Origin of the sequence: Deinococcus sp. KSM4-11, from assembly GCF_004801415.1 — a bacterium.
Classification (GTDB): domain Bacteria; phylum Deinococcota; class Deinococci; order Deinococcales; family Deinococcaceae; genus Deinococcus.
The window spans coordinates 40,369-53,581 of the sequence record NZ_SSNX01000004.1 but is presented as its reverse complement, the minus strand read 5'-3'; the positions used below and the strand labels follow the sequence as shown (position 1 = coordinate 53,581).

The following is a 13,213-nucleotide window of genomic DNA, read 5'->3' as shown; positions in this document are numbered from 1 at the left end:
GGAACTCCTTCAGCGCTGTCCGTACACGGTCGTGTAGCGGGTATGGAGGGCGTCGATGTCGGCGGGGTCGAGGGTCTTGACAGGCGTGCCGAGGCTCGCGGCGAGCTGCACGGCCAGGAACACGCTGCGGGCGACGTCCTCGGCCATCACGGCGGCCTTGAGCGCCGCTTTTGGCGTAGGCCCGATGGTGAACACTCCGTGGCTCTGGAGGATGATTGCCGGGGAGCGGTGGCCGGTCAGGACGCGCACGACCTCCGCGCCGATCTGCTCGCCGCCGATCAGGGCAAAGCCGCCGCAGGGAATGGGGCCGCCGAACTCGTCGGCCATGGCGGTCAGGATGCACGGGATCTCGCGGCCCTGGGCCGCCCACGCGGTGGCGTAGGGGCTGTGGGTGTGCACGATCCCGCCCACGTCCGGCAGGTGGCGGTAGATGTACGCGTGCGTGGCGGTGTCCGAGGACGGGCTGTGCTCGCCCTCCAGCACCTTCGCGTCCAGGTCTGTCATAACCATGCTCTCCGGCGTCAGGTTCTCGAAGGTCACGCCGCTGGGCTTGATGAGCATGCCGCCGTCCACGCGGGCGCTGATGTTCCCGCTCGTCCACGTGACCAGCCCGTTTTTCGGCAGTTCCAAGTGCAGAGCGGTCAGGTCACGGCGGACGTCAGGGTGGCTGTGGGACATACTCATTCGGCCCTCCGGCGCGCCCGCAGGCGGTGCATGACCTCGTTCGCGCCACGCCCGAAGTAGTCGTGGAGCGTGCGGTATTCCCCGTACAGTTCGGTGTACACCGCCTGCGCCGCGGGGTCCGGCACGTAGACGTTGCGGCTGACCTGCCCCATCGCCCTGGCCGCCTCGAAGATGTCCGGGTAGATGCCGGCGGCCACGGCGGCGTGGATGGCGCTGCCCAGGGCGGGCCCCTGCTCGGCGTCCAGCACGCTCAGGGGGCGTCCGGTCACGTCGGCGTAAATCTGCATCAGCAGGCGGTTCTTCTTCAGGCCGCCCGCGATCACGAGTTCATGCACTGGGACGCCGCTCGCCTCGAAGGTCTCGATGATCAGGCGCGTGCCGTACGCGGTCGCCTCGATCAGCGCGCGGTAGATGTCCGGCGCGCGGGTGCCCATGGTCAGGCCCACGATCATGCCGCTGAGTTCCGCATCGACCAGCACGCTGCGGTTGCCGTTGATCCAGTCTAGGGCGACCAGGCCGTGCTCACCGGGGGCCTGTTTCGCGGCCTCGCGTTCCAGCAGGGCGTGGATGTTCAGGCCCTCCTGCTCGGCCTGGGCGTAGTACTCGGCGGGCACGGCATTCTTCACGAACCACGCGAAGATGTCGCCCACGCCGCTCTGCCCGGCCTCGTAGCCGTACAGGCCCGGCACCACGCCGCCCGGCACCACGCCGCACATGCCCGGCACCTCGCGCAGGTGCTCGTCCACCATGACGTGACAGGTGCTGGTGCCCATGATCGCCACCAGGCGGCCGGGTTCGGTCACGCCGGCGGCGGGCAGGGTCACGTGCGCGTCCACGTTCGCCACGGCGACCGGCGTGCCGGGATTCAGGCCGGTCCAGCGGGCGGCCTCCTCGGTCAGGTGTCCGGCGAGGCCGCCCAGCGGACTGAGCTGGTCACCCAGGCGCGTCTGCACGAAGTCCGCGAACTCGGGGTTCAGCGCGCCCAGGTACTCGGCACTGGGGTAGTGGCCGTCCTGGTAGATGGCCTTATACCCGGCGGTGCAGGCATTGCGGGTCTCCACGCCGGTCAGCTGCCACACGACCCAGTCGGCCGCCTCGATGAACCGCTCGGTGGCGGCGTAGGTGTCCGGGTCTTCCTCCACGATCTGAAGGGCCTTGGCGAACAGCCACTCGCTGCTGATCTTCCCGCCGTAGCGCGGCAGCCAGCTCTCGCCGCGCTGCTCGGCCAGGGCGTTGATGCGGTCGGCCTGGGGCTGGGCGGCGTGGTGCTTCCAGAGCTTCACCCACGCGTGTGGTCTGCCGGCGTACTCGGGCAGCAGGGCCAGCGGCGTGCCGTCGGCGCGGGTGGGGAGCACCGTGCAGGCCGTGAAATCCACGGCGATGCCGGCGACGTCGTCGGCGCGCACGCCAGAGGCGCGCAGCGCGGCGGGCACAGCCTGCTGGAACACGTCCAGATAGTCCTGCGGGTGCTGCAGCGCCCAGTCCTTGCCCAGCGGCGTGCCGTCGGGCAGGGTCGTGTCCATGACGGCGTGCGCGTAGGGCGTGACGCCCTCGCCGACGCTGGCGCCGTCCGAGGTGCGGACGACGACAGCGCGGCCGGATTCCGAGCCGAAGTCAACGCCGATGGTGTACTTGTCGGCCATGGGGCCTCCTGCGGGTCTGTGGGGGTGGGCCGTGACCGCTGGGGCCGTCTGGGAGCGGGGCCGGAGCGGGGGCCGTGCGGGGTCGGCCGGATGGGATGCTTGACTGTGAACGATCACAATGTATGATGAGTCGTCCGTATCTGTCAACGCAATCTGAGCAAGACGCCCGTGTCCCTCGCCCCCGCCTCACCCGGCTGCCCTTCGTCTGCACCGTATTGTCCGAGCGTTCTCGCCGTGTCCCGGAACTGGAATCCGGCCATCCCCGCCACCCGATCGTCCTGCCAGGAGGTGTTCCCAGACGTCGACCGCCTGAACTGACAGCGGCCGACCCAGAATCGGCCCACCACACCAGACGACCCCCTGCTTCCCCACCCCTGCTGGCCACGGGACGCCCTGTGCCGTCCCACCCGCTCCCGAGAGGATGACTGTGACTACCCAATCCACTGCTTCAACAAAGACTGGCCGCACCGCGACCGTGGCGCTGAACACGCAGCGCATCGTCTCCGACATCTCCCCGCTGATCTTCGGGGGCTTCGCCGAGCACATGGGCCGCTGCATCTACGAGGGCATCTACGATCCCGCCTCACCGCTGGCCGACGCGCGCGGCTTTCGCCCGGACGTCATGGCCGCCCTGAAAGACCTGAACTACCGGATCATGCGCTACCCCGGCGGCAACTTCGTGTCCGGCTACCGCTGGACCGACGGCATCGGCCCCAAGGCCGACCGCCCCCGCCGCCGCGCGCTGGCGTGGCGTTCCATCGAGACGAACCAGTTCGGCCCGCACGAGTTCATGGAATTCGCCGAGGAACTGAAGACGGAGCCCATGTGGGCCGTGAACCTCGGCACCGGCAGCATCCAGGACGCGGCCGATCTGGTCGAGTACATGAACCTGCCCACCGGCACGCACTTCAGCGACCTGCGGGCCAAGAACGGCCACGCCGATCCCTACGGCGTGAAGTACTGGTGTCTGGGCAACGAGATGGACGGCCCGTGGCAGATCGGGCACCTGGAAGCGAGCGTGTACGCCGACAAGGCCGTGGAGGCCGCCAAGCTGATGCGCTGGATGGATCCGTCCATCAAGACCATCGCGTGCGGGTCATCGAACACGGCCATGCCTACCTTCCCGGAATGGGACCGCGTGGTGCTGGAACGCGCGTGGGAGCACATCGACTACTTCTCCATGCACTACTACGTCGGCAACCCGAGCATGCCCGACGCCAAGGAAGCGGTGGACACGGACTCGTACCTGGCGAGCAGCGTGCACTTCGACGAGCACGCCGAGACGGTCGCGGCGGCCATCCGGCTGGCGAAGGCCAAGAACCGCAGCAAGAAGGACGTGGGCCTGTGCTGGGACGAATGGAACGTCTGGTACCGCGCGGTCGGCGGCGACGGCAACTGGGAGGAAGCGCCGCACATCCTGGAGGAGGTCTACAACCTCGAGGACGCGCTGGTGGTGGCACAGTGGCTGGGCACGTTCCTGCGCAAGTCGGACATCATCAAGATCGCGTGCATCGCGCAGATCGTGAACGTGATCGCGCCGATCATGACGCGCGCCGACGGCCTGTTCCTGCAGACGATCTACTACCCGCTGATGATGTTCAGCAACCACGCGGTCGGGAACTCGCTGGACGTGCTGGTGCAGGCGCCCACCCATGAAACGAAGAAGTTCGGGGAGGTGCCGCTGCTGGACGCCACCGCGAGCTACGACCCGGCCAGCGGGAAGGGCGCGGCGTTCCTGGTGAACCGCTCGCAGACCGACCCGCTCGACGTAACCGTGAAGTGGGAGGACGTGGCGCCGGGCGAGCTGACGCAGGCCTGGCAGATGGCGGGCCACGACCCGATGGCCGCGAACTCCTTCGACGCGCCGGAAGCGGTGACCATCCACACCATCGACGTGCCCAAGCTCGACGGCGGAAGCGTGACGCTGACGCTGCCCCCGCTGTCATTCACGGTGTTGACCAGCCAGCATACGCCGGGCTGACGGCCGAGGCTTGACAGCCCCCGTACGCCGAACTACTATGTGATCGTTCACAAATTCAGTGCCGGGGCGACCCAGTCCCCACCGCGTCGCTGCGGCATGTCCAGACGCCGTACGGAGCCGGTTGCCGTGTCAGCCGTCCTCCACCGCCCTCTCTTTTGCTTCAGGAGGCACCACATGCGCATCACCAAACTGCTCGCCCTGGGACTGGCCCTCTCCGCCTCGGCTCAAGCCGCCACGACCATCGTGTTCTGGGACTTCTTCGGCGGCGGCGACGGCATCCGCATGAAGCAGATCGTGGACGACTTCAACAAGTCCCAGAGCGACATCATCGTGAACCGCACCACCCAGACCTGGGGCAACCCCTTCTACACCAAGGTGCACACCGCCACGGTCTCCGGCCAGACGCCCGACGTCATGACCTACCACCTGTCCGCCGTGCCCTCGGGTCTGCAGAAAAACGACCTGCGGCCCTTCAGCACCGCGGACCTCGCCATGGCCGGCCTGAAGGCCACGGACTTCCAGGCGAACCTGGTCAGCACCCTGAATACCGATGCCAAGGCCGCCGGCAAGACCGGGCTGTACGCCCTGCCGCTCGACACGCACACCTACGTCGTGTACTACAACAAGGATCTGCTGAAGAAAGCTGGCCTGCTGGGTGCCGACGGCAAACCCACCGGCATGAACTCGGTGGCCGACATGACCAAGGCGCTGCAGACCATCAAGGACAAGGCCGGCGTCACGCCCGCCGCGTTCAGCACCAACCAGGATCCGGCGACCCTGTGGCGCATGTGGTACAGCCTGTTCCTGCAGTCCGGCGGCACCATGTACAAGGACGGCAAGCTGTACCTGGGCGACCTGGACACCAAGGGCAAGGCCGCGCTGCAGACCATGGCCGACTGGACCAAGAGTGGCCTAGTCACCAAGAACACCGCGTACCCCGCTGCTGTGGCGCTGTTCACCGCCGGGCGCACCGCCATGATGTTCAACGGCAACTGGGAAGTCCCGACCATGGTGGACGCCAAGTCCAAGGGCACCCTCAAGTTCGACTACGGCATCATGGCCTTCCCCAAACTCGCCGGCAACAGCGAAACCTGGGCCGACTCGCACACGCTCGCCATCCCGAACAACAGCAAGACGCCCATTAGCGCCGACAAGCTCAAGGCCGTCATGACCTTCATCGGCTACGTGAACAAGCAGGGCGGCCTCGGCTGGGCCGGCGGCGGGCACATCCCCTCCTACCTGCCCACCCAGAGCAGCGCGGCCTTCAAGGCGCTGCAGCCCAACGTGCAGTACTCTGCGACGGCGGCCAAGGACGCCACGCTGGAACCCAACGTGCCGATCTTCGGTGTGGGCGGCCCCGTGTATGACGCCGTGGGCAACAACTTCACGCCCGTACTGCTCGGCCAGCTGAGCGCCGATCAGGGCATCGCCAAGTTCAAGGCAGCGCTGACCAGCTTCAACAAGTAAGCGTGGCTTTCAGAGGAAGGGGAGTCGCGTCACGGCGTTCCCCTTCCTCTGAGCGTTTTTAACCCACAAGAAGGCAGGTGACATGCTCAAGACCGCCCCCTCCCAGACCGCGGTGCTCAGCCCCCAGAAGCAGCTTCAGGTCAGGAAACGCTGGCTGACGGCCGCGCTGATGTCCGCCCCCTTCGTGCTGATCTACCTGCTGTTCCTAATCTACCCCTCGCTGCGGGTCATCGTGCTGAGCTTCACGAATTCCGACCTGACCGGCAACGGGCACGGTGTCGGCCTGGCGAACTACACCAAGCTGTTCCGGGAGCCCACCTTCTGGGCGGCCCTGAAGGGCACGGCGTACTTCATCCTGCTGACCGTCGTGCCGAACACCCTGGTCGGTCTGGGCCTGGCGCTGCTGATCATGCGCCTCAAGCGGCTGCGCAACCTGGTCATGGCGGCGTTTTTCCTGCCGTTCGTGCTGCCGGTCAGTGTGGTCACCCTGATCTGGAACTGGGTGCTGGACTCGAACTTCGGGCTGTTCAACACACTGACCGGCTCGACCGTCGCGTGGTTCCAGGATCCCGTGTGGGCCATGCCTGCCGTGGCCCTCGTGACGATCTGGTGGACCGTGGGCTTCAACGTCCTGCTGTTCATCGCAGGCCTGCAGAACATTCCGCCGGACATCTACGAGGCCGCCGCGCTGGACGGCGCGTACGGCTTCCGGATGTTCCGCTCGATCACGTGGCCGAACCTCTGGCCGGTGACCAGCCTGATCCTGCTGCTGCAACTTATCGCGCAGTTCAAGATCTTTGACCAGGTGTACCTGCTCACCGGCGGCGGCCCCTTCGACAAGACCCTGGTGCTGCTGCTGTACTCATACCGCGAGGGCTTCCAGCAACAGCACGGCGGCTACGCCTCGGCAATCGGCGTGGTGCTGATGGTCATCATCCTGGTCGCCTCGGGCATCCAGAACAGAGTCCTGAACAGAGGAGCGCGTTAAATGACGGCGACAACGACTCCACTTCCCCGCACCACCAAGCCCCCACCGAGCCTGGGCGTGCGCCTGGCCCGCATGTGGGGAGCGCTCATCACCGGCCTGACGCTGCTGCTGGCCGCCGCGTGGTTCTTCCCGATCTACTGGGCGGTCATCACGTCCGTGAAGCCCGAGCCCGATACGATCACCGCGCCGCCGACCCTGTGGCCCAAGACCTTCGACCTGAGCAGCTACACCTACATCTTCCAGAACAGCCCGATCGTGCGCTGGTACGCCAACAGCGTGATCACGACGCTAATCATCACCTTCCTGGTGCTGCTGTTCTCCATGCTGTGCGCGTACGCGCTGTCGCAGATCGACTTCCGGGGCCGGCGCTGGCTGTACTTCCTGATCCTGGCCGGGTTCATGATTCCCTTCCAGGCCAGCCTGATTCCTCTGTTCATCTTCATCAACAAGCTGGGGCTGGTGAACAACTTCATGGGCCTGATCGTGCCGCAGCTCGCCGCGCCCGTCGCCGTGATCATCTACAAGCAGTTCTTCGATCAGGTGCCGCCAGAACTCGGGGACGCCGCCCGCATTGACGGGGCCAGCGAGTGGCGGGTGCTGTTCGGGATCTTCCTGCCGCTGAACTGGAGCATCACGCTGTCGCTGGGCATCGTGACGTTCATCGGCGCGTGGAACAACTTCCTGTGGCCCTTCATCGTCATGAACGACACGGCCAAACTGACCATCCCGGTCGGGATCACACAGGTGCAGTCCGCGTACGGTGTCGCGTATGCCAAGAGCATGGCGACCGCCGTGACCGCCGCCATTCCCACCGTGTTCGCGTACCTGATCTTCCAGCGCCGCGTGACCGAGGGCGTCATGGCCACCGCCGGCCTGAAGTAAGCTCACTCGTCCCGCCGGCCCGCCACTCCCGCCACACCACGCTGGGACACGGCGGGCCGGCCTTTTGGGCCCTGGACGTTCGACCGGCCAGAATGGAGGGTGAATGACCACGTCCGAGAAGTCCACTCCCTCTCCTCCCACCGACCGGGCCCGCCCCCAGAACGTCACCATCCACGACGTCGCCCGACACTCCGGCGTGTCCTACCAGACGGTGTCCCGCGTCATCAACAACCATGCGAACGTCGCGCAGCACACCCGCGCGCGCGTCCTCCAGACCATCCAGGAACTCAATTACCGCCCCAGCCTATTGGCCAAAGGGCTCGTCACAAGGCGCTCGCAGCTGATCGGCGTGGTCGCACACGGCATGAACCAGTACGGACCGTCACAGATCCTCCAGAACGTGCAGGAAAGCGCGCACGAGGTCGGCTATGAGGTCATGCTCACCACCCTGCAACAGGTCGACCTGGAGCAGGTGCAGGAAAAGGACGTCCTCACGGCCGCGCGCCGGCTCCAGCAGTTCGGGGTGGACGGCCTGGTGCTGCTTACCAACTACGACGCCCACGACATCGCGCACGGGTTGAGCGGCAGCCTGCCCTTCGTGATGATCGACGCGACCGCCGACGTCCAGGGCCCGACCGTCAGCATCGACCAGTTCGGCGGCGCGGCCAGCGCCACCCGGCACCTGGCCGCGCTGGGCCACCGGCGGCTGCTGCACATCAGCGGCCCGCCCGGCTGGAGCGACGCGAAACTGCGCCGCGAGGGCTTCCGGAGTGTCGTGCAGCAGGGCGGCCTGGAAGTCCTGCCCACCTACGACGGTGACTGGAGTGCCCAGAGCGGTCACCAGGCCACGCTGCGCGCGCTGGATGATGGCCTGGACTTCACGGGGGTCTTCGCCAGCAACGACCAGATGGCGCTGGGCGTCCTGAGCGCCCTCAAGGAACGTGGGCTCACCGTACCCGGAGACGTCTCCGTGGTGGGCTTTGACGATACGCCCGAGGCCGCGCACTACGACCCGCCCCTCACCACCGTAAGGCAGGATTTCGCGCAGCTGGGCCGCAAGAGCCTGGAGGAACTGCTGCGCCTGATCCAGGAACCCGCCGGCCGCGAACGGCATTTCGTGTTCGGCTCCCAGCTGGTCGTGCGCGCCACTACCGCTCCTCCGCGCTGAAGCAGGATGGCGAGAGGCGGGCGCTGAGCATGGCGTGGAGCCTCCGCGCGATCATGGCCTGATCACGGATCAACCGAATACTGAATCCAGCTGAAGCGTCCCCGCCGGTCTCGTGGGCCAGTGCGGTTCCGGCGCGCTCACGTCCACGGAGTGGGGGTTCACATGAAGCTTGCGGCGTTCCGGCCTGGCCTGCCTCTCGTTCTCGCTGCGCTGCACGGTACGGGGGCCGCACAGGATCCGGGGATGATGCTGGTGAACTTCAACGTTCCGGCAACCGTGCCCACCGGGGCCGTCGCCCGCAGCCGGGTCGCGGCGTCCCTGACGCGCTGGCAGGGGCTCGGTGCCCAGCCGGCCACGGGCCTTCAGAAAACCAACGTGGGCACCTACCTGGCCCGGAGCGGGGTCTTCACCGCAGCCACAGCCATGACCGTCGCGGCGGCTCCCATCGACGTGAAGGACGTGGTGGCGGCCGGTTCCGTCTCCTACCTGGGCAACAGGGTGACGGTGCTGCGCGGTCAGGGTTCCATTGCGCTGACGAACCAGGCGGTGACCCAGAACGGCTTCGACAGCGCCCCCAAACTGACGGTCGTGATGCCACTACTCGAACGGCAGAGCCACTTCAACATCGAGGTGAACAGCGCCCTGCTCACCCCGGACGCCGGAGCGACCGCCGGGGACGACTACCGCGTGGTGTTCGACCAGATTCCGGCAGACCTGCAGGTCAGCAAGACCGTGACCGAGGGCGGCAAGATCCTGCTGGATTTCTCGACCGGCGACGCGGCCATCAGGGATCAGGTCCTGTCGTTCGAGCTGTACCGCACGTTCCCGGCATTGAATCCCACCGTGTACGGCAGTGACTACCTCCAGCAGTCGTATGGCGCGGCGGTACCGCCCGGCAGTCCGCTGGCGCGGCAGGTCACGGTTCAGAACTCCAGCCTGCGCTGGACCCAGATCGACTCGCCGTTCTACCCCACCCGCCCCGCGCAGATCGTGCTGAACCGCCCGCCCCTCAAGGAGATCCTGGCCGGCTTCAGGCTCGCCCAGGGCGTCTTCAAGGATCCGGCGCAGGCCATCAGCGACGGCAACCTGGGCCGCAAGAACGGCTACACCCCGTCGAACGACACGCCGCTGTTCCGGGCGATCCAGACCACCGGGTCGTGCCAGGCGAACATCGTGAGTGTCGACGGCCCTGACGCCACCCACGGCGCCCACGGCTGGGTCTTCGGCGCCCGTCCCCCCTGTTACAACATTCCGGGCTGGCAGCACGAGGGCACGGACTTTCACGCCCTGCCGGGCCAGCCGATCTACGCCATGCTGCCCGGCGTGGTGAATGCCGCCCACCGCCTGCCGGGCAGCAGCGTCCGGCCGGGCGGGGCGGTGGAGGTCACCCTGGGCCGCTTCACGGATGCGAGCGGCTATGCCAACGACGTGGTCATGCGCTACCTGCACCTGAATTCCTGCCGGTTACAGGTCAAGGCGGGCGAGACCGTGAAGGCCGGGCAGCTGCTGGGCTATGTCTCCAGCCAGGGCGCCAGCCCGTGCACCATCTCCTTCGGGCCGCACTTTCACCTGGACGTGAAGGTGATCCGCTCGCGGCCCGCCGCGAATACCAATGTCGCCGATTACTACTTCGTGGACTCCATGCTGTTCGTGAACCAGGTGTACCACTACCTGCAGAACGCCTCCACGGGCACCACCACGCCTCCGCCGGATCAGGCCCCGGTCTTTACCGGCTGGACGCTGGACCGCTGCGTACACGCCGGTCAAGCGGGCAACGTGCTGCTGGCCGGTGCAGGCGTGCACCGCTGCGACATCACCATCGACACGGTGCCCAATGGCACCACGGCGGTGCGGGCGGAATTCTCGTACGAGCTGTACTACACCGGCCCGGACGGCCAGCGCGTGCGGGTGGCGATTCCCGACATGGACGTCTGGGACGCCCGGACATCGGGCTCCCCGGTGGGCTTCACCACGCAGGGCGCCCAGTTGCGCATCCAGCTGCCGCTCTCCGTGCGCAGACGCCCGGATCGCGTGTACTCCGAACTGCGCGTGATCGGCCGGGTATACTTCGACAACACGTCCAGCAAATCCATCGTGCAGGCCATCAAGGTGCAGTGAGCGCGCCTGCGCGTACGATGACCCATGGACACGCTGCGCAGACCCTTCTTTCTCGGCGCGGCGCTGTGCTCGCTGCTGGTCGTGCTGGTCGAACTGGGGCAGGCGTTCCTGATCGCGGGCGGGCAGGCGCGGCCGGGCTTCGGCGTGCGCTCGCTGGCGCTGATCGACGGGGTGCTGCTGTACAACGTCATCCTGATGGGCCTGGCCCTGGTCGTCCCGGAGCGCGTGCAGGGACGGCTGCAGGGCATCGTGACGCTGCTGCTGTCGCTGCTGCTGCTGCTTGGCGTGATCGTGCTGGGCCTCACGGCCTTCGTGACCCTGACCGTCATGCTGGGCCTGCTGCTGTCCTTCTTCGGATTTCCCGTGTACCTGGGGCTGTTCGGGCACTTCGACCGCTCGGGCGCGGCCGCGACCCTGGCCCTGCTGATGACCCTGAAAGTGGCCTTCGTGATCCTGCTGGTGCTGGCCCAGCAGCGCTTCCTGCAGAACCGCAGCCTGGTGCTGCTGATTCTGACGTCGATCGTGAGCAGCCTGCTGCTGGCGTGGCTGCACGCCCTGGTGCCGGGCCTGCTCGTCAGCGTGACCGACGCCATTGGCGCAATCGTGGTCGCCATCCTGGCCTTCATGTGGGGCGTCCTGCTGCTGATCGGCGGGGCGGTCGCCACGGTGAAGAGCATCCGCCTGCGGGTGTAGGTCGCGACTGCTAAGGCCCGCCCTGCTGGACGCTGCACGGGAGTTGCAGGCAGGTCACGATCACCTGCGCGCCGTTGCGGGAGACGTCCACGGTCACGTCGTAGCGGCCGTCCTTGACCTTGGCCGGTTCCGGGGTGCCGTGCAGGTCGCCGTAGACCAGTTGCACCTGAAACGGCTGCGGACTTCTCAGGCGCAGGTCACGGGTCACCGCGCTGGTCTGCGGCAGCGCACGGAGGACGAACGAACAGCCCTGCCCGGCGCCCAGCGTGAGCAGGTGCGGATCGGGACACGCGCCCAGCAGCGCCTGGATGTCGGCGTCCTGCACGGGGCGGTGGCGCACCAGCCGGCCGCCCAGCCCCTGCGCCCAGGCGGGCGGATCCGGCCTGGCGTCCGTGGCCTGGTCGCGCCGGGTCAGGCTCAGGCCGGACGCCACGTACGCCGCCACGACCAGCACCGCCAGCAGCACGAAGAACACGCGCGGATTCATGGGGAGGGAGGCGTGATCATCTCGGTGCGGAATTTGATGGTCGGATTGATGAGCACCGGGTCGATGGAGAGGTTGCAGAACCGGCCGCGGCAGGGACCGGCCGACACCGCGACCGTGACCGCACTGCTCTTCGTGACCGGCTGACTGGCTGGCGGCGCCGTGCTGATCACCTGCTCTTTCGGGACGGTATCCGAGTACGTGGGGGCGAGCTTGAAGGTCGTGATCCCGGCCTGTTGCAGGATCGTCACCGCCGACGACGCGGCCCGTCCCACCACGTCCGGCATGGGGAAACTGGCCGGGCCGTTCGACGCGACCAGGGTCACGGCCGCGCCGCGCGCCTGTTTCGTACCCTGATCCGGCTCGGTGCGGATGACCAGGCCCTGCGCGACGGTGTCGCTGTTCTCCTGCTTGGGCGTGTCTGCGACCTTCAGCCCGGCCGCCGTGATGAGTTCCTGCGCCTTCACGAGGCTCTGACCGGCCACGACTGGCACGGTCGCCTGCCGGTTGCCGAGCAGCAGGTACGCGCCGAGGCCGCCCAGCAGGATCACGGCAGCGACGATCACCACCCACCACGGGAAGGGCTTGACGGGCGGGGGCTCTGCCACCTGGAGGGTCACGCTCTGACCCTGCACCACGTCGTCGGGGGAACTCACGTCCTGCATGTCCAGCCGCAGGATGTGCTGCCCGACCGGGGCGCTGGGCGGCAGCGTGAACTTCACCGTGAACTGCTGCGTGCCGGCGATCGGGAAGACGCGCTCGGCGTCACCCTGTACGGTGGCCCAGCCGCCTTTGTCCGTGGCCCTGGGCTGCCATTCCAGCAGGGCGCGGCCCTGCATGGGGCGGCCGCTGACGTTGGTGACCACAAAGGTCGCCTCGCCCTGCCGGTCCGGGCCGAGGGTCACAGTATTGGTCGCGGTGGTGATGGTGAACGCTCCGGGCATGGATCCTCCTGGTGGAAGGGCGTCAGGACAGCGCGGTCTTCACGATTATGGCGACCTCAACCGGAGCCACGTCCACAGCCGTCGGAACTCAGGGAAGCGGCTGGAACGGTGAAGCCCGGCAGGAACTTGAACAGTCCGTCATTGCACATGATGTTCCTTCG

The 13,213-nt window shown here is 67.3% G+C and carries 11 protein-coding genes; 7 read left to right on the top strand and 4 right to left on the bottom strand.

The window, feature by feature from the left end:
• Window positions 1–9: 9 nt before the first annotated feature.
• Together E7T09_RS12515 and E7T09_RS12510 are read right to left on the bottom strand one after the other, a co-directional pair.
• On the bottom strand, window positions 10–684 hold the full coding sequence (locus E7T09_RS12515) for an L-ribulose-5-phosphate 4-epimerase (protein WP_205747012.1): 675 nt from the start codon (window positions 682–684) through the stop codon (window positions 10–12).
• On the bottom strand, window positions 681–2,327 hold the full coding sequence (locus E7T09_RS12510; RefSeq protein ID WP_136389548.1) for a ribulokinase: 1,647 nt from the start codon (window positions 2,325–2,327) through the stop codon (window positions 681–683). Before E7T09_RS12510 ends, E7T09_RS12515 begins: the two co-directional genes overlap by 4 nt.
• A gap of 427 nt (window positions 2,328–2,754) precedes the next feature.
• Between E7T09_RS12510 and E7T09_RS12505 the strand changes: the two genes are divergently transcribed.
• From E7T09_RS12505 to E7T09_RS12475, 7 genes are all read left to right on the top strand, one after another.
• Window positions 2,755–4,308, top strand: coding sequence for an alpha-N-arabinofuranosidase (locus E7T09_RS12505; RefSeq protein ID WP_240741763.1), 1,554 nt, complete (start codon window positions 2,755–2,757; stop codon window positions 4,306–4,308).
• 174 nt (window positions 4,309–4,482) lie between these two features.
• The gene (locus E7T09_RS12500; RefSeq protein WP_168734831.1) at window positions 4,483–5,775 is read left to right on the top strand and encodes an extracellular solute-binding protein; all 1,293 of its coding nucleotides are present in this window, start codon (window positions 4,483–4,485) and stop codon (window positions 5,773–5,775) included.
• Between the two features lie 82 nt (window positions 5,776–5,857).
• Entirely contained in the window at window positions 5,858–6,763 is a 906-nt protein-coding gene (locus E7T09_RS12495; RefSeq protein ID WP_136389546.1) for a carbohydrate ABC transporter permease, read from the top strand.
• Window positions 6,764–7,645: a carbohydrate ABC transporter permease gene (locus E7T09_RS12490; RefSeq protein WP_205747010.1), complete on the top strand. Its 882-nt coding sequence runs from the start codon at window positions 6,764–6,766 to the stop codon at window positions 7,643–7,645.
• A gap of 103 nt (window positions 7,646–7,748) precedes the next feature.
• A complete protein-coding gene (locus tag E7T09_RS12485) occupies window positions 7,749–8,813 on the top strand; it encodes a LacI family DNA-binding transcriptional regulator (RefSeq protein WP_136389545.1) in 1,065 nt (354 codons plus the stop codon).
• Window positions 8,814–8,975: 162 nt separating this feature from the next.
• The gene (locus E7T09_RS12480) at window positions 8,976–10,931 is read left to right on the top strand and encodes a M23 family metallopeptidase (protein WP_136389544.1); all 1,956 of its coding nucleotides are present in this window, start codon (window positions 8,976–8,978) and stop codon (window positions 10,929–10,931) included.
• Window positions 10,932–10,955: 24 nt separating this feature from the next.
• The gene (locus E7T09_RS12475; protein ID WP_136389543.1) at window positions 10,956–11,624 is read left to right on the top strand and encodes a hypothetical protein; all 669 of its coding nucleotides are present in this window, start codon (window positions 10,956–10,958) and stop codon (window positions 11,622–11,624) included.
• Window positions 11,625–11,634: 10 nt separating this feature from the next.
• Here the strand turns inward: E7T09_RS12475 and E7T09_RS12470 are convergent, their stop codons facing one another.
• Together E7T09_RS12470 and E7T09_RS12465 are read right to left on the bottom strand one after the other, a co-directional pair.
• On the bottom strand, window positions 11,635–12,111 hold the full coding sequence (locus tag E7T09_RS12470) for a hypothetical protein (protein ID WP_136389542.1): 477 nt from the start codon (window positions 12,109–12,111) through the stop codon (window positions 11,635–11,637).
• Window positions 12,108–13,052 (bottom strand): PASTA domain-containing protein, encoded by a 945-nt coding sequence (locus E7T09_RS12465; RefSeq protein WP_136389541.1) that lies wholly within the window; start codon window positions 13,050–13,052, stop codon window positions 12,108–12,110. The genes E7T09_RS12470 and E7T09_RS12465 overlap by 4 nt, the downstream gene beginning before the upstream one ends.
• Between the last annotated feature and the right edge of the window lie 161 nt (window positions 13,053–13,213).